Genomic DNA, 22,016 nt, shown 5'->3' with positions numbered 1-22,016 from the left:
GCACTTTAAAATCATTATAAATAACAGCGAAAAGGTTGTAGTTCCTGTGTAATTGCTTTATTTTTGTAGAATTTTTTTAAACAAATTATATAAATCTTATGGCAAAATCTGCATTATTGAAATCGTCAATAGCAAAAAAAGTAGCTATGGCACTTTCAGGACTTTTTTTGATGTTGTTTCTAGCACAGCATTTTTTTATCAATATGACGTCGGTCTTTAGTTCCGATACTTTTAACTCAATTTCTCATTTTATGGGGAATAATCCATTAGTTCAATTCGTAATACAACCTATATTGATTGTAGGGGTAGTTTTTCACTTTATAATGGGTTTTGTTTTGGATTTCAAAAATAGAAGTGCCCGCCCTATTGCCTACAAAAGGAATAATGGAGCTGCGAATTCTTCTTGGGCTTCAAGAAACATGATTCTTTCTGGTTCAGTTGTTTTGGCTTTTATAGCGTTGCATTTTTACGATTTTTGGTTTCCTGAGATGGTTTATAAATATGTAAACGTTAATCCATTGGATGCAGCAAGGTACTATCCTGAATTAGTAGAAAAGTTTGAAAGCCCAGTTCGCACAGCATTGTATAGTTTGTCATTTTTGTTGTTGTCTTTGCACTTGTGGCATGGTTTCAACTCATCATTTCAATCGGTGGGTTTTAATAATAAATATTCAAAATCTTTGCATACATTAGGATATGCTTTTGCAATTGTAGTTCCTTTTGGTTTCATTTTCATTGCATTATTTCATCATTTTAATCATTAATATTAAATTATAAATGGCATTAGATTCAAAAATTCCTAGCGGTCCAATTTCGGACAAATGGACAAATTATAAAGATCATATTAATTTAGTAAACCCTGCTAACAAACGTAATTTAGATATAATTATAGTTGGTACAGGTTTAGCTGGAGGTTCTGCTGCTGCAACTTTAGCAGAATTAGGATATAACGTAAAAGCTTTTTGCTTCCAAGATTCACCACGTCGTGCGCACTCAATTGCTGCACAAGGGGGAATTAATGCTGCGAAAAATTATCAAGGTGATGGAGATTCAACGTTCCGTCTATTTTATGATACTGTAAAAGGGGGCGATTATCGTGCTCGTGAAGCAAACGTTCACCGTCTTGCGGAAGTTTCTTCTAATATTATTGACCAATGTGTGGCACAAGGTGTCCCATTGGCTCGTGAATATGGGGGGTTATTAGATAACCGTTCTTTTGGTGGAACATTGGTTTCTAGAACTTTTTATGCAAAAGGGCAAACTGGGCAGCAGTTATTACTAGGTGCTTATTCAGCAATGAACCGCCAAATCGGTCGTGGAAAAATAAAAATGCATAACCGTCACGAAATGCTTGATTTAGTAGTCGTAAACGGAAAAGCAAGAGGGATTATAGCTCGTAACTTGGTTACTGGTGAAATAGAAAGACATTCAGCTCATGCGGTTGTTATTGCTTCCGGAGGTTACGGAAATGTATTTTTCCTTTCTACAAATGCAATGGGAAGCAACGCTACAGCAGCTTGGAAAATCCACAAAAAAGGAGCTTTCTTCGCAAATCCTTGCTACACACAAATTCACCCAACCTGTATTCCGGTTTCTGGAGATCATCAATCGAAATTGACATTAATGTCGGAATCATTGCGTAATGACGGACGTATTTGGGTTCCTGCAAAATTAGAGGATGCCAAAGCTATTCGTGAAGGTAAAAAGAAACCAACGGATTTGTCTGAAGCGGAAAGAGATTATTACTTGGAAAGAAGATACCCTGCTTTTGGAAATCTTGTTCCTCGTGATGTTGCTTCACGTGCAGCCAAAGAGCGTTGTGATGCTGGTTTTGGTATAAATAAAACTGGTGAAGCTGTGTATCTTGATTTTGCTGCTGCAATACAACGTTACGGAAAAGAGCAAGTATATGTTAAAGGTTTAGATGTAAATGATGCCAAGTTAATTATTAAATTAGGGACAGAAGTTGTTGCCAATAAATATGGTAACTTGTTTCAAATGTATGAGAAAATCGTTGATGAGAACCCCTATTCAACTCCAATGATGATTTACCCTGCGGTACATTATACTATGGGAGGAACTTGGGTTGATTATAACTTACAAACTACAATTCCGGGATGTTTCTCTATTGGAGAATCTAATTTTTCTGATCACGGAGCTAACAGACTTGGAGCTTCAGCATTGATGCAAGGTTTAGCTGATGGGTATTTTGTATTGCCATATACTATTGGAGATTATTTATCGCCAGACATTAAAATGGGGGCAATATCTACAGACTTACCTGAATTTGTTGCTGCAGAAAAAGCAGTAAAAGATCAAATTGAAAAATTCATGAACAATAAAGGAACACATTCTGTTGACTATTTTCATAAGAAATTAGGAAAAATTATGTGGGATAAAGTTGGGATGGCTCGTAACGCAAAAGGATTAAATGAAGCGATTGTTGAGATTGCTGCTTTACGTGAAGAGTTTTACAAAGAAGTAAAAGTTCCTGGTGATGCTAATGGATTGAATCAAGAATTGGAAAAAGCGACTCGTGTTGCCGATTTCCTTGAATTGGGAGAATTATTCGCTAAGGATGCTTTACATCGTAATGAATCTTGTGGAGGACATTTCCGTGAAGAATACCAAACAGAAGAAGGTGAAGCGCAACGCGACGATGAGAATTTCGCTTATGTAGCCGCATGGGAATACACTGGAAAACCAAGTGAAGCTGTTTTGCATAAAGAGCCGCTGGTATTTGATAACGTGAAACTAGTTCAAAGAAGTTATAAATAGTATTTCGAGAAAAGTCTTGAAGATTACTCTTAATACTTAATACTTAAAAAAAAGATGAAACTTACATTAAAAATATGGCGTCAGAAAAATGCCGCTGCAGAAGGAAAAATAGTCGAATATCCTATAGATCATATTGAGCCAGATATGTCATTCCTTGAAATGCTTGACATTTTGAATGATGAATTAATCATGAAAGGAGATGAACCGGTTGCATTTGATCATGATTGTCGCGAAGGAATTTGCGGAATGTGCTCTTTGTACATCAATGGTGAAGCTCATGGGCCGGACAGAGGTGTTACAACCTGTCAATTGCACATGAGAATGTTCAAGGATGGAGATACAATTTTTATCGAGCCATTCAGAGCAAAAGCATTTCCAGTAATTAAAGATTTAGTTGTTGATAGAAGTTCTTTTGACAGAATTCAGCACGCCGGAGGATTTATATCTGTAAATACTTCTGGAAATACAATTGATGCCAATACAATTCCAATTAACAAGAAAGATGCTGATGATGCTTTTGATGCTGCAGCTTGTATTGGTTGTGGAGCTTGTGTTGCGAGTTGTAAAAATTCATCGGCTATGTTATTCGTTGCTGCAAAAGTATCTCAATATGCTTTGCTGCCTCAAGGAAGAATTGAAGCTACTGACAGGGTTTTAAACATGGTCAGCCAAATGGATGCAGAAGGTTTTGGGAATTGTACCAATACTGGAGCTTGTGAAGTAGAATGTCCAAAAGGAATTTCTCTTGAAAATATTGCTCGTATGAACAGAGAATATATGTCTGCAAGCTTGAAAGGATAAAACCTAATAAATGAAATTAATAAACGCATTCAATGTAAAAGTTGAATGTGTTTTTTTTTATCTTTATAAAAATGATTTCAAATGAAAACGGCACTCATACAAGCATCTTTATATTGGGAAAATCCAAAAAGAAATCGGAACTATTTTGAAGAAAAGATCAATTCAATTGGCGATGATATTGATTTGATTGTACTTCCGGAAATGTTTACATCTGGATTTACCATGAGTCCGGAGAAGGTTGCGGAGACGATGCAGGGTGAAACGATAACGTGGGTTAAATCGTTGGCAAGAGCAAAAAAAACTGCCATTACGGGAAGTTTAGTTGTTGAAGAAAATAATAATTTCTACAATCGAATGGTTTTCGTGTTTCCATCAGGTGAAATTCAATTCTATGATAAAAAACACTTATTTACTCTTGCTGGAGAAGATAAGGTATACACCAGCGGAACCCAAAAAACCCTTGTGGATTATTTTGGCTGGAAAATTTGCCTGCAAGTATGTTATGATTTAAGATTTCCGGTGTTCTCAAGGAATTCTGAGGATTATGATTTACTAATCTATGTTGCAAGTTGGCCAAAAATTAGAATAAATGCATGGGATGCATTACTTAAAGCACGCGCAATAGAAAATATGTGTTATACGATTGGGGTTAACCGAATAGGAGCCGATAATAATGGTTATCAATATACGGGACACTCGCAAGCGTTAGATTTTTTTGGAAATTCTATTGTCGAACCGATAGAATCCGAATGTATTCTTTATGCTGAATTAAATAAAGAAAAGATGTTGCAAGCCAGACAAAAGTTAGGTTTTTTGAATGATAGGGATACTTTTGAAATAAAAAATATATAATTTATTTATTCTTTTTATCCGTTTTCTTTTTAGGTTCAGGAATGTAGGGAAGACTCAGGTCAAATGCTTGGTTTACATCCCAATTGGCTCGTACATCTATTTCCTTAGAAAAATAAATTACTTCCTCTGCTTGACGTTTTTCTAAATAATTTCCTGAATCCCATTCTTTGTTTTTGTTTTCGTCATAGATGGCTCTAAGGGTATAAAGTGCAGGTTCAATTAGATTAAAGTCAACTGTTGTGTTTTTTTCAGTATATTCAGTAGCTAAAATTTCTCCTTTGATATTGGTTAATTGCACGATAACAGGAAATTGCTTTCCATTTTGTAAAGACACACTAAGGTTTCCGTAATCAGCAGTGCTTTTGGTGTTTATTTTATATGTTAGTGAATCATTTGATTTTTCAAAAAAATCGGTCAAAGCTCCAGGAAGAATGGAAATGCTGTACTTTTCGGAGGGTTCTTTCTTAAAGTCGAAATACAATTTCTGATTAAATTCGTCATATTCAGTTGTAAAAGGTATAGAGACATTACCGTTTTTAACGAGCTTTATTTTTGAATTGTCAAAATTTACTAGTGGCGTAGCGGTTTCTAAAGTAAATCGATCTCTAAAATTTAATACACCATTTTGTACGGCAGTAATATTTAGGGTGTCTTTTTTCTGATCTTTAATTTTAAACGAGAAATTTGTGTTGTATTTGTCTTTGGTTACAGCCAAAGCTAATGAGTCGGTTTTTATGGGTTTGTACCATATTTGCAGCGAATCTTTTTTAGGTAACTGGGTAACAATGGACGGGATTGTTTCGTTGTTTTTTTTTAAGGTTATTTTAGGTCTTAAGCTGACCTGATCTGTCTTTCCTTCGAATCCCATTAGTAATCGATTTCCAGACGCCTGACTTGGTTTGTAAGCCTTGAATGTGGGAACTTCTTTAAATAATGCTAATTCGTAAACAGTATCATTTGGGACGGTAATAAATTGTTTATTAAATCCAATTTTGTCTTTTTTTGGATTGAATTTATTATTGTTATTGTAGTCCTTCATTGCTACAAGAAGGTATTTTCCTGCTTTAAGATTTTCTAACCGGAATGTTTTCAGACTATCTAATGTGTTCGTTACGTATCTCGGAGTTTCAGTATAGACAATTGAGTCCTTAAAGGTGTCATTTACTTCATACAACATAACTGAAATGAATGATTCTACTTCTTTTTCGTAAGCATTTTTTACAGTTCCGCTAATGGATAAAGAATCGATATAGTCTCCAGTTGAAAAGACATATTTGAACTGGTTTAGAGGATTTCCTTCGTTATTATCTGCTATACTCTGACCAAAGTTGAAGCTATAGGTAGTGTTGGGTTGCAGTGTGTCTTTTATTTTGATTGTAATAAATTTAGTAACAGTTGTTGGTAAAATCAAAGGTTCATGTTTCATCGGTGGAGAAATAATCAACTGTTTGTTTAAATCCTTTAATTTTATATTTTCGTCAAAGACCAATTTAATTTCGTTTCCTTTGAAATTGGTATTGAAATTCTTTGGAAAACTCGCTTTTAAAACGGGTGCAATAGTGTCTTTCAGGCCTCCGGTAATGTTTCCTCTTTTTGCACAACCAATCGTAATTAAAAGCAGAAATAAGGAAATATATTTTAAATTGTTTTTCAACATATCAAATCAAAATTAGAATCTACAAAATAACAATTATAATTAATGTAATCGAAACTTTTTATAGAATTATTATGAGGTATTTAACTAGCGTTACTTTTGTAATTCTTCATGTTTTTTATGATTTTTAATGTTTAATTTTACAGGGCTTTAAGGTTGATGAATTTTAAAAAATACACTTTTTCTGCCTTTAAATTTTATAAATAATTTTCAGTTGAATATTTAATAAATGAGAAAAATAGAACATATTGGGATTGCAGTTAATGATTTGGAAACTTCGAATTTGATTTTCGAAAAGTTATTAGGCGCTCCAGCCTATAAATTTGAAGACGTGGAAAGTGAAGGGGTAACGACTTCTTTTTTTAATGTCGGTGCTAATAAAATTGAACTTTTAGCAGCTACTAATCCGAACAGTCCTATTGCCAAATTTCTTGCTAAGAAAGGGGAAGGGGTGCATCATATCGCTTTTGATGTCGAAGATATTGTATTGGAGATCGCGCGTTTAAAGGAAGAAGGGTTTGTTGTCTTAAATGAAATACCAAAGAGAGGCGCGGATAATAAGCTAGTTGCATTTTTGCATCCGAAAAGCACTAATGGAGTTCTGATTGAGCTGTGTCAGGAAATCCGATAAGTTTTTAGATAAAGGATAGTATTCTAATATTCAGTTGGTTTCAATTTTAAAGTCCTTAATAATGAAACTATCTGAAAATCTAGGTCAAAAATATTTGGAGCAAATGAAAAATAGTGGTAATATTGCAAACTCTTAACCGGTCCTATAGCTCAGTTGGTTAGAGCACCTGACTCATAATCAGGTGGTCCCTGGTTCGAGCCCAGGTGGGACCACAGAGAAAAGCCTTTCAAATTTTTGAAAGGCTTTTTTTATGGCAATGTAAAGGTAAATTTGTTGTAAAAAAGTCATACTTTTGTCACGAATACTGTTGTTTTTGTTAAAACTATGTGTTTGTTTTGCAAAAGAATAAATGTCATGGAAAATGTTCTCGTAAGAATGATTTGTCTTTTATTTTTCTCATTATGAAAGTTATTAAAAGAGTTTTTTTTACTATAATCTTATTTCTGCTTGGCGTTTTTAATGCTTTGGCTGACGGTCCTCCTGTGCCTTCGCCGACGGGGAAAAAGGCATTGCCTCCTCCGCCAGGTTTGCCCATTAATGAGAATATTTTCGTAATATTGATAATTGCTGCGCTATTCGGAATTTATATCATTTATAGCTTTAAGTTAAAAGCAAAAACTCCAATTTAGATTGGAGTTTTTGCTTTTATAAGGTTTGTTGTGTTGTTTTCTATTTGTTGGCGTATAGTTTGGCAACGTATTTTCCTATTACATCAAACTCCAGATTGATTTTTGTGCCTACTTTAAAGGAATTAAAATTGGTGTGTTCGTACGTGTATGGAATGATGGCTACGCTAAACTGATTTTTCTTTGAGTTTACTACGGTTAAACTTACTCCGTTTATGGTAATTGAACCTTTTTCAATGGTAATGTTGTTGAGTGTTTCGTCATATTCAAAAGTGTACGACCAACTTCCGTTGGTTTCTTCGGCAGCGATGCAGGTTCCAATTTGATCAACATGGCCTTGTACTATATGGCCGTCTAGTCTGTCACCAAGCTTCATTGCTCTTTCAAGATTTATGCTATCGCCTTCTTGCCAATACGCTAAATTTGTTTTTTTTATAGTTTCGTCAATTGCGGTTACGGTATAAAAAGTGTCGTTTAAGGCAACTACCGTCAAGCAGATTCCGTTGTGAGCTACGCTTTGGTCTATTTGTAATTCACTGGTGATCGAAGAATTCACCGTAATGTGAATGTTGTCTTTCTCTTTTTTTATTTCTTGGATTACACCAAGTGTTTCTATGATTCCTGTAAACATTTCTTATTTTATTTTACTAAATTTGCACTTCAAAATTAGCAATAAATAACGTGAGGTCATGATGAAAAAAGCAGAAAATATAATCGTAGGGATTTCTATAGGAGATTTGAACGGTATTGGAAGCGAAGTGGTACTGAAAACATTCGAAGATTCACGTATGCTGGAACTCTGTACGCCGGTTATTTTTGCTAATGTTAAGATAATGTCATTTGTAAAAAAGAGTTTTGAATCTACTTCAACGCTTCATGGAATTGATAGATTAGATCAAATTGTTCTGGGAAAGATTAATGTTTTGAATCTTTGGAAAGAGGGTGTTGATTTAAATCCAGGAACGAACGATGAGAAAGTAGGTCAATATGCTATAAAATCTTTTGTTGCGGCAACTAAAGCTTTAAAAGAAGGGTTGATTGATGTGTTAGTTACGGCACCGATTAATAAATACAATATACAGTCGGAAACGTTTAAATTCCCGGGTCATACCGATTATCTCAATCAAGAGTTAGAAGGAAATGCATTAATGTTGATGGTGCAGGATAATTTAAGGGTTGGTTTGTTGACAGATCATATTCCTTTAAATGAAGTTGCATCGCATCTGACAGAAGATTTGATTAAGCAAAAAATAGAAACTGTAAAGCAATCGTTAATTCAGGATTTCAGTATTAACAAGCCTAAAATTGCTGTTTTAGGATTGAATCCGCATTGTGGCGATGGCGGAGTTATTGGTACGGAAGATGATTTGATAATAAAGCCGGCATTGAAAAAAATATTTGATAAAGGAACGTTGGTTTTTGGTCCTTTTGCGGCGGATGGTTTTTTTGGTAGTAATCAATATGACAAATACGATGCTGTTATTGCAACGTATCACGATCAGGGATTGATTCCTTTTAAAACATTGTCTTTTGGAAAAGGAGTGAATTATACAGCAGGTTTGGATAAAATCAGAACCTCGCCGGATCACGGTACCGCTTACGATATTGCTGGAAAAGGTGTTGCGGATTATAACTCATTTAAGGAGGCTGTTTATCTTGCTATAGATATCTTTCACTCTAGAAATCAATACAAGGAAATCAGTCAAAAACCTTTGAAAACAAAAGAAAAACAGTTGTGAACAAAAAAAGGTGAATAACATTATTAGATTTGTAATAATTTTATATCTTTGCACTCCCGAAGTTTAGGGTAAATTGTTGTTGAAATGAACAAGACAAAAGAATATTTAATTCCTTTCGTAGGATTAAAGCTAGGGAAACATCAATTTGAATATCAAATAAGTAATGCGTTCTTTGAAATCTTTGATTATAATGAATTTCAAAATTCAGATATCAAAGTAAATGTAGTTTTAGAGAAAAAAAGTACAATGCTGGAATTAAGTTTAAAGCATAAAGGAACAGTAAATGTTCCTTGTGATCTTACCAGTGAAGATTTTGATTTGCCTGTTAAGGGGAAAATGAAATTGATTGTTCGTTTTGGAGAAATGTATAATAATGACAATGAAGAATTGTTGATTTTGCCACACGGAGAGTTTGAAATAGATATTGCACAATATATCTATGAAATGATAGTGTTGTCCGTGCCTCTAAGACGAGTTCATCCAGGAATAAAAGATGGAAGTTTAAATACTGAAGCCTTGAAAAAACTGAAGGAACTGACAATAAAAGAACAAAAAAAAGAGCATAAACAAGAACAGAAAGAAGAAAATATTGACCCGCGATGGGACAAATTAAAGCAACTATTAACGGATAAATAATATAGTAAAATGGCGCATCCTAAGAGAAAAATCTCCAAAACAAGAAGAGATAAAAGAAGAACACATTACAAAGCTACTGTAGCACAAATCGCTACTTGCCCAATCACAGGTGAGGCGCATTTATACCACAGAGCCTACTGGCATGAAGGGAAAATGTATTACAGAGGGCAAGTTGTTATAGATAAATCTGTAGCTGTTGCTTAATACATTTTTGTAAATGATATTCGAACTCTCACATCGTGAGAGTTTTTTTGTTGTTTATAATTTTCATTAAATAAGAGGTTCTAAATCAATACGCTTTGGGATTTTTTTTGTAATTTTCAAGTCTTTTAAAAAATTTTCAAATGGTAGCATTTGACAAGAAATAATCGAATACAATGAATACAATTACAGCCGCAATTACAGCAGTTGGAGCCTATGTACCGGACTTTGTACTTTCAAACAAAGTGTTAGAAACAATGGTTGACACAAATGACGAGTGGATTACCTCTCGTACAGGAATAAAAGAAAGAAGAATCCTTAAAGATGAAGATAAAGGAACTTCCTACTTAGCCATTATGGCAGCAAAGGATTTATTGGCTAAAGCAAACATTGACCCTTTAGAAATAGATTTATTAATAATGGCAACCGCTACCCCGGATATGCCAGTAGCATCGACAGGAGTATACGTGGCTACCGAAATAGGAGCCATAAATGCCTTTTCTTACGATTTACAAGCGGCATGTTCGAGTTTCTTATATGGAATGTCAACAGCGGCAGCTTACATACAATCAGGACGTTATAAAAAAGTACTTTTAATTGGGGCAGATAAGATGTCTTCTATAGTCGATTATACAGATAGATCAACTTGTATTATTTTTGGTGATGGCGCCGGAGCAGTTTTGTTTGAACCTAATTACGAAGGCCTTGGATTACAAGACGAATATTTGCGTAGCGATGGTGTGGGCCGAGACTTTTTAAAAATTCCTGCCGGTGGTTCTTTGGTTCCTACAACTTTCGAAACTGTAAGAGACAATCGACACAATATTATTCAAGATGGTAAAACTGTTTTCAAATATGCAGTTACCAATATGGCTGATGCAAGTGAATTAATTTTGAAAAGAAATAATTTAACCAATGATGATGTGGATTGGTTAGTCCCGCATCAAGCAAATAAACGAATCATTGACGCTACTGCGAGTCGAATGAATTTAGAAGACTCAAAAGTTTTAATGAATATAGAAAAATACGGAAATACTACTTCTGCAACGTTACCTTTAGTACTTAACGATTTTGAATCTTTATTTAAAAAAGGCGATACGATTATTTTTGCAGCTTTCGGAGGAGGATTTACTTGGGGTTCTATTTACTTAAAATGGGCATACGATAAAAAATAAATTTAAACTAAAATAAATAATTATGGATTTAAAAGAAATTCAAAATCTAATCAAGTTTGTGGCAAATTCAGGTGTTGCAGAAGTTAAATTAGAGATGGATGATGTTAAAATCACCATTAGAACAACTTTAGAAGGCAATGTAACAGAGACCACGTATGTTCAGCAAATGCCACCTCAAAATGCACTTACGCAAGCAGCAGCTCCGCAACAAATTGCTCCAGTAGCTTCGGTGCCAGAAGTTCCAGTAGTAGAAAATTCTCATTATATCACTATAAAATCTCCAATTATTGGAACTTTCTATAGAAAACCATCACCAGATAAACCTATGTTTGTTGAAGTAGGTAAAACAATTTCTAAAGGAGATGTGCTTTGTGTTATTGAAGCAATGAAATTATTTAATGAAATTGAATCTGAAGTTTCTGGTAAGATTGTAAAAATATTGGTTGACGATATGTCGCCAGTAGAATTTGACCAGCCTTTATTCTTAGTAGATCCATCATAAGAAATTTTGAATGATGAATTTTGAATGAGAAATTGTTTTTCGATCATTCAAATAATTTAAAATTTATAATTTATAATTTATAATTTCAATAAGATGTTTAAAAAAATATTAATTGCAAATAGGGGAGAAATTGCGCTTCGCGTAATTAGAACATGCAAGGAAATGGGTATAAAAACAGTAGCAGTTTATTCTACTGCTGATGCTGAAAGTCTGCATGTGAAGTTTGCTGACGAAGCGGTTTGTATAGGACCGCCTCCAAGTAACTTATCTTATTTGAAAATGTCAAATATTATTGCCGCTGCCGAAATTACTAATGCAGATGCAATACATCCAGGGTATGGATTCCTTTCTGAAAATTCAAAGTTTTCTAAAATTTGTCAAGAACATGGTATCAAATTCATTGGAGCATCTCCTGAAATGATTGATAGAATGGGAGACAAAGCTTCTGCAAAAGCAACTATGATTGAAGCTGGCGTTCCATGTGTTCCCGGTTCAGTAGGAATTTTAGAGTCGTACGAACAAGCCCTGCAATTATCAAGAGATTTTGGTTTTCCAGTAATGCTTAAAGCAACTGCTGGTGGTGGCGGAAAAGGAATGCGAGCTGTTTGGAAAGAAGATGAATTGCTAAAAGCATGGGAAGGCGCTCGTCAAGAATCTGCTGCCGCTTTTGGAAATGATGGTATGTATTTGGAGAAATTAATCGAGGAACCTCGCCATATTGAAATTCAAGTGGTAGGTGATGCGTACGGCAAAGCCTGTCATCTTTCAGAAAGAGACTGTTCAGTTCAAAGACGTCATCAAAAATTGACTGAAGAGACGCCATCTCCGTTTATGACTGATGAACTGCGCACTAAAATGGGTGAAGCTGCTGTAAAAGCTGCGGAATATATTAAGTATGAAGGTGCTGGTACTGTAGAGTTTTTGGTCGATAAACACCGTAATTTCTACTTTATGGAAATGAATACCCGTATTCAAGTTGAGCATCCGATTACAGAACAAGTTATTGATTATGACTTAATTCGTGAGCAAATTATGGTTGCTGCCGGAATACCTATTTCTGGTAAAAATTATTTACCGCAATTGCACGCCATTGAATGCAGGATTAATGCAGAAGACCCTTATAATGATTTTCGTCCATCTCCGGGAAAAATCACAACGCTTCATATGCCAGGAGGACATGGTGTTCGTTTAGATACGCATGTTTATTCAGGGTATACCATTCCGCCAAATTACGATTCAATGATTGCAAAGTTGATTACAACTGCACAATCTCGTGAAGAAGCTATTAGTAAAATGAGAAGAGCATTAGATGAATTTGTGATTGAAGGCATAAAAACTACAATTCCATTCCACAGACAATTAATGGATGATCCAAGATACATTGCAGGAGATTACACAACTGCTTTTATGGATACTTTCAAAATGAATGATCCAGAATAATCTTGAATATTTATTTAGAGAAAACCTTACAGTGATGTAAGGTTCTTTTTTTTTTGTTCTATTGGAGCGAAAGTAGGATAGGTGTATAAATATTACACAGGCTGAGATGGAGAATACACACTTTTATAGATTTTTAAATTAATTGAAAAATCAGTAAGGTGTTGCAATGAAGTGTTTTAAGTATTGCGTGGCTAAGGTATATAACTATGGTATGATAATTTCATTAATTTAAATAACAATATAACAATAAAAAACATTGAATTTTTAAAATCTATTATTATGAAAAAGTTAATCTTATCAGCAGCAATCTTTTTAGGAAGTTTATCAACATTTGCACAAGCATCAGCAACTACAAAAACAGAAGCGACTACTCAAACGGCACAAGCTACTCAAACTGTTGAGGAAAAATACACAGAAATTAAAGCGGAAGAAGTTCCAGATGCTGTCAAAGGTGCTTTGAAAAAAGCTTTTCCAACTGCAAAACTTGAAAAAGTATATGTAAACGAAAAAAAAGAGTATAAATTAGAGGTTACAGTAGGTGAAAAAGCAGGAGCTCTTTATGCAGATGCAGCAGGGAAATGGATTACTAAACAATCTTAAGAAGCACCACAAAATTTAGATCATTAAAAAATATAGCAGAATGAAAAAGTTAATTTTATCAATAGCAATTGTTTTAGGAAGTTTATCAGCTTTTGCTCAGTCTTCAACAGTGAAAAAAGCAATGAAAATTGAAACTACGACGAAAGTTGTTGAAGAAAAGTTTACAGAAATTAAATCAGAAGAGGTTCCAGAAGCATTACAAATAGCTTTTAAAACAGCTTATCCAGTAGCGATTATTGAAAAAGCGTTTGTGAATGAAAAGAAAGAATTCAAACTGGAAATTCAAACTGGAGATCAAAAAGCTACCGTTTATGCAGATGCTGACGGAAACTGGATTAAAAAATAAGTTTGGGTAACTTAGGGGTTATTTTTAAAAGGGAGATTGTTTTTTTACAATCTCCCTTTTTTTACAAATTTTTTATGAAAATTCGAGTTTAATAACTTTACATTAGCATTCAAAGTTAAAAAACCATGTCAAAAATTTTATTGATAGAAGACGATGTTTCTTTTTGTAAGTTGTTAGAGAAATTTCTCGTGAAAAAATCTTTTTTCGTGACGACTGCTTTTACAGCTGAAGAAGCAAAAATTAAAATCAATAATGAAGAATTTGACCTTGTAATTACGGATTTAAGACTTCCTAATTATGATGGAATCGAATTAATGACTGAATTCAAAAAATTACATCCCACAATTCCGGTCGTTCTTATGACGGGTTATTCTGATGTTAATACGGCAGTAAAAGCAATAAAAAAAGGTGCTGCAGATTATATTTCTAAACCATTCAATCCTGAAGAGGTTTTATTGATTATTTCCAGCGCATTGCAAACACCAATTGAAAATACTGTCAAAAGCAATATTCTAAAAAATAAACAAAACAAGGTACTGTCGGAAAACAAATTTGTTTTAGGTATTTCTGCAGCTTCAAAAAAACTTGCTGAATATATTCAATTAGTGAGTCCAACGAATATGTCTGTTTTGATTATTGGCGAAAGCGGTACAGGTAAAGAAGTTATTGCAAAAAGTATTCATCAAAAAAGCTCCAGAAAAGACAATAGTTTTATTGCGGTTGATTGTGGAGCTATACCAAAGGAATTGGCTGCAAGTGAGTTTTTTGGTCACGTGAAAGGTTCTTTTACAGGAGCTATTGGGGATAAAATAGGTTATTTTCAGGCAGCAAATGGCGGGACAATTTTTCTTGACGAAATTGGAAATTTATCGTATGAAAATCAAATACAGTTGCTAAGAGCTTTACAGGAAAGAAAAATAAAACCTGTTGGGAGCAACAAAGAAATCGACGTTGATATTAGAATAATTACTGCTACAAATGAGGATTTACGGGAAGCGGTAAAAAATGGCGATTTCAGAGAAGATTTGTATCATAGAATCAATGAGTTTTCCATTCATTCACCATCATTGGTAGACAGAGAAGAGGATCTGATGGTTTTTTCTGATTTTTTTCTTGAAAAAGCAAATCAAGAATTGAATAAGGAAGTAATAGGATTTTCTCCTGAAGTGGTGACTATTTTTCAAAACTACAGATGGCCGGGGAATTTAAGAGAGCTTCAGAATAGTATCAAAAGAGCTGCGCTTTTATCGTCAGGTGATTTTATCGAAAAGACAGCACTTCCAGTCGAATTTTTTCAAAGTCCTAATAGAGAAACAAATGATTTTTCCTTGTCTGAAAATGAAAAAGAAGCTATTCTTGAGGCCTTAAATCAGACTAAAAACAATAAGTCTGAAGCGGCCAGATTGCTTAAGATTAACAGAAAAACACTGTATAATAAATTAAAATTATACGATATCGATTAATTGAGCTCTTTTTCTAAAAGTATGAAAAGAGTTAATATCATATTTTTTAATTCCTTGAAATTAGAGGTGATATCCTCTATTGGAAGATCTTTCAATTCTAGTTCATCTAATATTCCAGTGATATTATGGGCTTGAATTTGTTTAAACATGGGGCACATTCGATGTGAGATTTCTTTAATTTCCAGCATATTATTTGCTGCAATTGCATTTTCTAATGGTATTAAATTCTCCTTTGTGCTTTTTATGAATGAGGTTAAAAATTCTTTTAAAGCTTTATCATTGTTGATCAAAAAAGATTGTAATGACGTCAAAGAATAAGGCCTCTTTAAATCACTTTCTTCACCTAATTGATCTGAATTGGCTTGATTTTCAATGTTGCTAAAAATAGAATTTATTACATTAAGGAGCATTTTTGGAGCATAAGGTTTCTTAACAACTTCCGTAAACCCAGCTTTTTTATAAACTTCTAAATCTAAATCGTTTCGTCCGGTAACAGCTATTATTGGTTGGTTCTTATATTTTAGTTCTTTCTGGTTTTTTAATTTTTCGAGAAACAAAAAACCATCAATTTCCGGCATTTGAATATCGGTAATTATAAAATCAAATGAACTTGTTCTTGTTGCTTCAATTGCATCAGCGGCATTGTTAAATGGAATGACGATGTAATTATTTTGTTTTAAAATCTCAGTTGTTAGTTTTAATAAATTAATGTCATCATCAACAATAATCGCAGTTAATTCGTTTTTTGGATTATTTGGAATAGATGTTTTTTGCAGTAATTCAGTATCAAATTGCAATGGAAGTTCAATTTCAAATATACTGCCTTTCCCTAAAGCGCTTTTTAGACTTAATTCTCCACCTAAAATTTCCACTATGCTCTTTGAAATAGTAAGTCCCAAACCAGTTCCTCCATATTTTTTTTCGATGTTTTCATCCGCTTGTGTAAACTCTTCGAAGATCAATTGCTGCTGTTTTTCTGCTATTCCAATTCCGGAATCTTCAACTCTAATTTTGATTTTATGGCTCTCAATATCGATTTTGGTTTCAATTTTTATAAAGCCCGTCTCGGTGAACTTGTAAGCATTGCCAATTAGATTGGTTAAAATCTGTCTTAATCTAAAAGGATCTCCCATTATAGGATTATTTAATCGCGGATCAATTTCGATCAAAAGTGCCACCGATTTTTGTTCATACAGGGATTGAATGCTTTTCGCAACATCTGAAACGATATTATTTAATGAAAATGGAATGTTTTCAATTGTTATTTTTCCTGCTTCAATTTGTGTGAAATCCAGTAAGTCCTGAACTAGTTTTGAGATGTATTCTGAAGAGGTTTTGATGTTTTTTGCAAAATAGAGTTGTCTTTTATTTAGATCAGAATTGTCTAAAAGTTCGGTGTAGCCCAAAATTGTACTTAACGGCGTTTTTAAATCATGGCTCACGGTGGAGATGAGCTGTTCCCTGTTTTTTAATAGTGATTTTGTTTTTCTATTGGCAACTTCAAGTTGTTTTTTATAGGATTGCGTTTTTGAAAAATCATTCAGGATTAAAATCAAGAAAAATAAGGTAGATAATGATCCTACTGCTGCAGCTATAGTTACTATTTGATTGGTTTTTTTTAATGAATTTTCTCTTTCAAAATAGTTTTTTGCTGTGTTTTTGATGATTTCACTTTCAACAATGTTTAAGACCTTTCTTAATTGTTCAGATATTGAAAGTTCATTTTGAAGCAATTTGTCTTCTTCAAAATTTAATAATTCTTTCTTTTTTGTTGTCTCTTTTTTAACTTGATTCAGTAAGGTTTTAGAAGCTAATAAAATCGAGTCAGAAGCTTTTTTGGTTAAGGTATTTGTACTGTCGTCAGGGATATTTTGATTGAGATAAGTGACATATTTTTTAAGTACATTCCGTTGGTAATCTCCCATCGCCAGAGGATATTTTACAAAATCTTCCAATTGGAGTTTTCTTAACGAAGCTTCCATTTTAGTTAAATCGTCAATCGCTTTTTTTACTGAAACTTCATCGTCAGTTTTGTTTTTTATAGCTTTTAGCTGCTTTATGTTATGCGTTTTTTTGGATAATAAAATCTTTACACTATCCAATAGTGCGATTTGATATGGAGTGGTGACTAATAATTTTAAAGAGGCAATAGCTGATTTTAATGAATCGGTTTTAGAGGTGTAATTCTTGAAATCCTTTTCAGAATTAGACTGAATTGTTATTCGGGCTAAACTTTCAGTTTTATAAACGTTGGAAAGTAAATTGCTTACTTTTAGAATCTTGCTATTTTCTTTAGCAATCTTACTTTCCGTTTTTGAAAAAACGGTGCTTTCCGAGTACAAAAACCAGCCTGCGCCAACAAATAGGGCTGCCAAAATTAGGTAACTGATAAGAATTTTAAAAGGAATATAACTTTTTTTGCTATTCATCTTTCAAAGATAAAAATTACAAAAGTGTCTAAAGTTAAGTTATTCAAAAATGTTTTGGTGAAAAACAAAAAACCTTATTGAGAAGTGAGGTTTTTGAGAATGATTTTCCATTATAATTCATAGGGTTTCTTTCAGCCATTTAAAAAATTCACTTTGCCAAACCTGAGCATTTTGAGGTTTAAGTACCCAGTGGTTTTCTTCTGGAAAATATAAGAATCTACTTTTTATTCCTCGCAATTGGGTCGCTTGAAATGCTTCTTGTCCTTGTCCTATCGGTACGCGAAAATCTTTACCGCCTTGAATAATTAGAATAGGCTTATTCCATTTCTCGACCATACTTATTGGATTGAATGTAGTATAGGCTTTTTGTGCTACAGTATTGTCTTTTTCCCAATAAGCGCCACCAAAATCCCAGTTACAAAAGAAAACTTCCTCGGTAGTTCCGAACATGCTTTGGGTATTAAAAACGCCATCGTGAGCAATGAATGTTTTAAATCGGTTGTTGTGGATGCCTGCTAAGTAAAACACAGAATAACCGCCATAACTGGCGCCTACGCATCCCAAACGTGATGCATCAACATATTTTTCTTTCGTTATATCATCAATCGCTGAAAGGTAATCGTTCATTACTTGTCCAGCCCAGTCTTTACTGATTTGTTCGTTCCATTCCACACCGTGGCCTTGCATACCGCGACGGTTTGGCGCGACTACAATATAACCATTGGCGGCCATTAGCTGGAAATTCCAACGAAAGGAATAGCCTTGTGTCAATGGAGCTTGTGGTCCTCCTTGACAAAATAAAAGGGTTGGATATTTTTTTGATGCATCAAAATTAGGAGGGAGTATTACCCAAACTAACATTTTTTTTTCATCGGTTGTGGTAACATATCTTCTTTCAGTTTTGCTTAGTGCCAATGAATTATAGATAGCAGTATTTATATTTGACAGTTGTTTCCAGCTGTTTTTATTTAAATCAAAGGAAAAAATTTCCGCTGCCTGATTCATGTCCGTTCTGGTAATGATAATTGAATCGCCAGAAAAACCGATTAAGTCATTGATGTCGAAATCACCATTAGTGATTTGATGAACCTTGATTGCGGATTGGTTTAGCCCCGGAAAATTAACCTCAAATAATTGTTTTGTCCCGTCTATTGGTGCAATAAAATAGATTTTTTTTCCATCACCACTCCATATAAAATGATTCACCGTGCCATCCCAATTAGCTGTCAGGTTTATGTTCGTTCCTTCGAAATTAACTATTAAGTCATTTTTATCCGCTTCGTAACCATCGCGCTTCATTTGAAGCCAAGTCAAATTACCTGTAGGAGAAAATTGTGGAGCGGTGTCATAACCTAAATTTTCCTCGGTTCTGTTGCTTGTTTTTCCAGTTTCCAGATTGTATTCGAAAATATTAACATTGGTAGAAATGGCATATTCTGTTCCGGCTTTTTTCTTGCAAACATATAAAATGCGTTTGCTGTCTGGCGACCAGATATAATCCTTGTTATCTCCAAAAGGTTTTTGTGGGCAATCGAAATTTTCTCCTTTCATAATGTCAATTGCAATAGTACCTTCTTTGTTTTCTTTATAAAAAACATGATTGAATTTTCCTTCGTTCCAGGTGTCCCAATGGCGATAATCTAATCCATTGTAGATTTGTACTTCTGATTTTTCCAGCTCTGGATAAAAATCTTTTCCCAGAACCTTATCGATTTTTACTTCTTCACTATACACCATATGTTTCCCGTCTGGAGAAATGTTCTCGTCTTTTAATACAGCTGCGGTGTCTTTTATTTCGGTTGGATTTCCACCATTTATTGGTAAGGAGTAATATTTTGTATCCAATTTATTCTCTACAACAGATGGAGTTTCTACTTTATAAACTATATTTTTTTTGTCGTTGGAAATACCTAGAGGAGTTATTCTTCCTAATTTCCAAAGCAATTCGGGTGTCATTAGATCTTGCGCCATAGTATATAAACGAATTAAAGCAATTTTTTTTCTTAGCCATAAAAATAGCCAATTTAATTTGATGTTTGTCGTTTTAATAGTTGCTTTTTAGTCCGAACGAGAGTGGGGAACCTTTTGTTTCTTTTCTCTTAAAAAAATAAAAGATTAGAACGGATAGCGTGATTAGCACATGAAAATTATTATTTTTATAAAAAATATTTGCAGATGGATTTGAGTTATTGGGAATTAAAAAACTGGTTTACTAGTATCGATTACACAATTGTTGGGAGCGGTATCGTGGGCTTACATGCTGCGCTGCGCTTGCGCGAAAAATTTCCTCAAAGTAAAATTTTGGTTTTGGAAAAAGGGATGTTGCCACAAGGGGCCAGTACTAAAAATGCCGGTTTCGCTTGTTTTGGAAGTCTTTCAGAAATCATTGACGATTTAAAATCCCATTCAGAAGAGGATGTTGTAAATCTTGTTCAAAAACGATGGGCAGGCTTGCAATTGTTACGGAAAAGACTTGGTAATGACACCATTGATTTTAACCCTTACGGTGGTTACGAGTTGTTTTTGAACACGGATGAAAATAGTTATAGTGAATGTGTTGGAAAATTACCTTTTATTAATGAAATTTTAAGACCACTTTTTAAAGCCGATGTTTTTACTAAAGAAGTGGATCGTTTTGGATTCAAAGAAATAAAGGAGTATTTGATTTTTAATCCTTTTGAGGCGCAGATTGATACCGGTAATATGATGCAGGCATTGTTGAAACAGGCTATTAATGAAAATATTATGATTCTAAATCAACAAACGGTTACGTCGTATTTAGAAAAAGGAAATGCAGTCGAAGTGGCGCTTGGAGATTTTAGTTTTGTCACTAAGAAATTATTATTTGCCACTAACGGTTTTGCAAATACGCTGACCAATGGAGCGGTAAAGCCAGCCAGAGCACAAGTTTTGATTACGGAGCCCATTAAAAATTTAGATATAAAAGGTGCCTTCCATCTGGATAGAGGTTATTATTATTTCAGGAATATTGGAGATAGAATATTGTTAGGGGGTGGGAGAAACCTTGATTTTGATACTGAAACAACAACCGAATTTGGTCAAACAGAAATTGTGCAAAAAAAATTGGAACAATTATTAAAAGAAGTAATTTTGCCGCATCAGGATTTCGAAATTGCACACCGTTGGAGCGGAATCATGGGCATTGGTAACAGTAAGAATCCTATCGTTTCGCAAGTGTCAGATAATGTTTATTGTGGCGTACGGCTAGGTGGAATGGGAGTGGCAATAGGAAGTTTAATAGGAACAGAATTAGCAGATTTAATATAATGGCAACGAAAATAACACCAAAAAGATCAAAACAACCCGCAAAAAAAGAAGCAACCCCTTTTATGAGTAAACTAACCCGTTTTTTGTTTAAAGTTTTTTTATGGTTCATCGGACTCTCTTTATTTTTTGTAGTACTTTTTAAATTTGTTCCAGTACCATTTACTCCTTTGATGGTGATTCGTGCCGTTGAAAATAAAATGGCAGGAAAAGAAAATTATTTCAGTCATGACTGGGAACCTCTTGAAAATATATCTGTGAATCTACAAAAAGCAGTTATTGCCAGTGAAGATGGAACCTTTCTGAAACACAATGGTTTTGATTTTACCGCAATGCAAAAAGCCTATAAAAGCAATGAAAGAGGCCGTAGGATAAAAGGTGGAAGTACAATATCACAACAGACGGCCAAGAATGTATTTCTTTGGCAGGGACGTAGTTATCTTAGAAAAGGACTGGAAGCCTATTTTACCGTTTTGATAGAAACTATCTGGGGGAAAAGACGCATCATGGAAGTGTATTTGAATAGTATCGAAATGGGCGATGGTGTGTATGGCGCGGAAGCAGCGGCACAACATTGGTATAGAAAAGATGTCTCAAGCTTGACATCGCAACAGGCAGCAGGAATTGCTGCGATATTACCAAATCCAAGAAAATATTCGGCTACAAGTTCTTCGTCTTATATTAATAATAGAAAGGCTAAGATTGTCCGCATCATGCGACATATGGGAAAATTAGAATATTAATGTAGTACAACTTTCTTTGATTTTAAAAGAGAATCATAGGCAAACCCTAAATAAAAAACCGTAAATTCTTAATTAAAAGAATTTACGGTTTTATTTTGTGGAGAAGATGGGGCTC

21 protein-coding genes and 1 tRNA gene are annotated in these 22,016 nt (G+C 34.1%); 18 read left to right on the top strand and 4 right to left on the bottom strand.

From position 1 onward, the window contains the following. Positions 1 to 98 precede the first annotated feature (98 nt). The 4 genes from ACNQGH_RS01435 to ACNQGH_RS01420 all read left to right on the top strand — a co-directional run bounded on the left by ACNQGH_RS01435 (position 99) and on the right by ACNQGH_RS01420 (position 4,431). Complete coding sequence (locus ACNQGH_RS01435) at positions 99 to 764, top strand: succinate dehydrogenase cytochrome b subunit (protein WP_417954191.1); 666 nt, start codon at positions 99 to 101, stop codon at positions 762 to 764. Positions 765 to 777: 13 nt separating this feature from the next. Continuing rightward, a complete protein-coding gene (locus ACNQGH_RS01430) occupies positions 778 to 2,778 on the top strand; it encodes a fumarate reductase/succinate dehydrogenase flavoprotein subunit (RefSeq protein WP_417954190.1) in 2,001 nt (666 codons plus the stop codon). A gap of 54 nt (positions 2,779 to 2,832) precedes the next feature. Next, complete coding sequence (locus ACNQGH_RS01425) at positions 2,833 to 3,579, top strand: succinate dehydrogenase/fumarate reductase iron-sulfur subunit (protein WP_143387023.1); 747 nt, start codon at positions 2,833 to 2,835, stop codon at positions 3,577 to 3,579. An 81-nt stretch (positions 3,580 to 3,660) separates the two neighbouring features. Then, the gene (locus ACNQGH_RS01420; protein ID WP_417954189.1) at positions 3,661 to 4,431 is read left to right on the top strand and encodes a nitrilase family protein; all 771 of its coding nucleotides are present in this window, start codon (positions 3,661 to 3,663) and stop codon (positions 4,429 to 4,431) included. Between the two features lies 1 nt (position 4,432). Here the strand turns inward: ACNQGH_RS01420 and ACNQGH_RS01415 are convergent, their stop codons facing one another. Beyond that, on the bottom strand, positions 4,433 to 6,088 hold the full coding sequence (locus ACNQGH_RS01415) for an Ig-like domain-containing domain (RefSeq protein WP_417954188.1): 1,656 nt from the start codon (positions 6,086 to 6,088) through the stop codon (positions 4,433 to 4,435). A 226-nt stretch (positions 6,089 to 6,314) separates the two neighbouring features. Between ACNQGH_RS01415 and mce the strand changes: the two genes are divergently transcribed. The 3 genes from mce (at position 6,315) to ACNQGH_RS01400 (ending at position 7,345) form a co-directional block, all read left to right on the top strand. Beyond that, on the top strand, positions 6,315 to 6,716 hold the full coding sequence (gene mce / locus ACNQGH_RS01410; protein ID WP_417954187.1) for a methylmalonyl-CoA epimerase: 402 nt from the start codon (positions 6,315 to 6,317) through the stop codon (positions 6,714 to 6,716). A 138-nt stretch (positions 6,717 to 6,854) separates the two neighbouring features. Further along, a tRNA-Ile gene (locus tag ACNQGH_RS01405) sits at positions 6,855 to 6,928 on the top strand. A 189-nt stretch (positions 6,929 to 7,117) separates the two neighbouring features. Then, positions 7,118 to 7,345 (top strand): hypothetical protein, encoded by a 228-nt coding sequence (locus ACNQGH_RS01400; RefSeq protein ID WP_417954186.1) that lies wholly within the window; start codon positions 7,118 to 7,120, stop codon positions 7,343 to 7,345. A gap of 40 nt (positions 7,346 to 7,385) precedes the next feature. Here the strand turns inward: ACNQGH_RS01400 and ACNQGH_RS01395 are convergent, their stop codons facing one another. Beyond that, positions 7,386 to 7,973 (bottom strand): riboflavin synthase, encoded by a 588-nt coding sequence (locus tag ACNQGH_RS01395; RefSeq protein ID WP_417954185.1) that lies wholly within the window; start codon positions 7,971 to 7,973, stop codon positions 7,386 to 7,388. Positions 7,974 to 8,031: 58 nt separating this feature from the next. On the opposite strand from ACNQGH_RS01395, the gene pdxA reads away from it, so the two are divergent. From pdxA to ACNQGH_RS01350, 9 genes are all read left to right on the top strand, one after another. Continuing rightward, positions 8,032 to 9,081 carry a 4-hydroxythreonine-4-phosphate dehydrogenase PdxA gene (gene pdxA, locus ACNQGH_RS01390; RefSeq protein WP_417954184.1) on the top strand — a complete coding sequence of 350 codons (1,050 nt, stop codon included), beginning with the start codon at positions 8,032 to 8,034 and terminating at the stop codon, positions 9,079 to 9,081. Positions 9,082 to 9,165: 84 nt separating this feature from the next. Beyond that, entirely contained in the window at positions 9,166 to 9,717 is a 552-nt protein-coding gene (locus ACNQGH_RS01385) for a YceD family protein (protein ID WP_143387030.1), read from the top strand. Positions 9,718 to 9,726: 9 nt separating this feature from the next. Next, positions 9,727 to 9,921 carry a 50S ribosomal protein L32 gene (gene rpmF, locus ACNQGH_RS01380; protein WP_007137315.1) on the top strand — a complete coding sequence of 65 codons (195 nt, stop codon included), beginning with the start codon at positions 9,727 to 9,729 and terminating at the stop codon, positions 9,919 to 9,921. A gap of 173 nt (positions 9,922 to 10,094) precedes the next feature. Continuing rightward, a complete protein-coding gene (locus ACNQGH_RS01375; RefSeq protein WP_417954183.1) occupies positions 10,095 to 11,093 on the top strand; it encodes a beta-ketoacyl-ACP synthase III in 999 nt (332 codons plus the stop codon). Between the two features lie 22 nt (positions 11,094 to 11,115). Continuing rightward, complete coding sequence (gene accB, locus ACNQGH_RS01370; protein WP_417954182.1) at positions 11,116 to 11,595, top strand: acetyl-CoA carboxylase biotin carboxyl carrier protein; 480 nt, start codon at positions 11,116 to 11,118, stop codon at positions 11,593 to 11,595. A gap of 93 nt (positions 11,596 to 11,688) precedes the next feature. Next, positions 11,689 to 13,035 carry an acetyl-CoA carboxylase biotin carboxylase subunit gene (gene accC, locus ACNQGH_RS01365; protein WP_417954181.1) on the top strand — a complete coding sequence of 449 codons (1,347 nt, stop codon included), beginning with the start codon at positions 11,689 to 11,691 and terminating at the stop codon, positions 13,033 to 13,035. 279 nt (positions 13,036 to 13,314) lie between these two features. Continuing rightward, positions 13,315 to 13,635, top strand: a complete 321-nt coding sequence (locus ACNQGH_RS01360; RefSeq protein ID WP_417954180.1) for a hypothetical protein — start codon at positions 13,315 to 13,317, stop codon at positions 13,633 to 13,635. 40 nt (positions 13,636 to 13,675) lie between these two features. Further along, positions 13,676 to 13,981 (top strand): hypothetical protein, encoded by a 306-nt coding sequence (locus tag ACNQGH_RS01355; RefSeq protein WP_417954179.1) that lies wholly within the window; start codon positions 13,676 to 13,678, stop codon positions 13,979 to 13,981. A 125-nt stretch (positions 13,982 to 14,106) separates the two neighbouring features. After that, on the top strand, positions 14,107 to 15,444 hold the full coding sequence (locus ACNQGH_RS01350; protein WP_417954178.1) for a sigma-54-dependent transcriptional regulator: 1,338 nt from the start codon (positions 14,107 to 14,109) through the stop codon (positions 15,442 to 15,444). Here the strand turns inward: ACNQGH_RS01350 and ACNQGH_RS01345 are convergent. Together ACNQGH_RS01345 and ACNQGH_RS01340 are read right to left on the bottom strand one after the other, a co-directional pair. Further along, positions 15,441 to 17,873 (bottom strand): hybrid sensor histidine kinase/response regulator, encoded by a 2,433-nt coding sequence (locus ACNQGH_RS01345; RefSeq protein WP_417954177.1) that lies wholly within the window; start codon positions 17,871 to 17,873, stop codon positions 15,441 to 15,443. The two genes, ACNQGH_RS01350 and ACNQGH_RS01345, sit on opposite strands and share 4 nt — an antisense overlap. 117 nt (positions 17,874 to 17,990) lie before the next feature. Then, complete coding sequence (locus tag ACNQGH_RS01340) at positions 17,991 to 19,844, bottom strand: S9 family peptidase (protein ID WP_417954176.1); 1,854 nt, start codon at positions 19,842 to 19,844, stop codon at positions 17,991 to 17,993. Between the two features lie 204 nt (positions 19,845 to 20,048). Between ACNQGH_RS01340 and ACNQGH_RS01335 the strand changes: the two genes are divergently transcribed. Further along, complete coding sequence (locus tag ACNQGH_RS01335; RefSeq protein ID WP_417954175.1) at positions 20,049 to 21,161, top strand: NAD(P)/FAD-dependent oxidoreductase; 1,113 nt, start codon at positions 20,049 to 20,051, stop codon at positions 21,159 to 21,161. Further along, complete coding sequence (mtgA, locus tag ACNQGH_RS01330) at positions 21,161 to 21,901, top strand: monofunctional biosynthetic peptidoglycan transglycosylase (RefSeq protein ID WP_417954174.1); 741 nt, start codon at positions 21,161 to 21,163, stop codon at positions 21,899 to 21,901. The genes ACNQGH_RS01335 and mtgA overlap by 1 nt, the downstream gene beginning before the upstream one ends. Positions 21,902 to 22,016 lie beyond the last annotated feature (115 nt).

Source organism: Flavobacterium kochi, assembly GCF_048286715.1.
Lineage (GTDB): Bacteria > Bacteroidota > Bacteroidia > Flavobacteriales > Flavobacteriaceae > Flavobacterium.
This window is presented reverse-complemented; position numbering and strand designations above follow the sequence as displayed.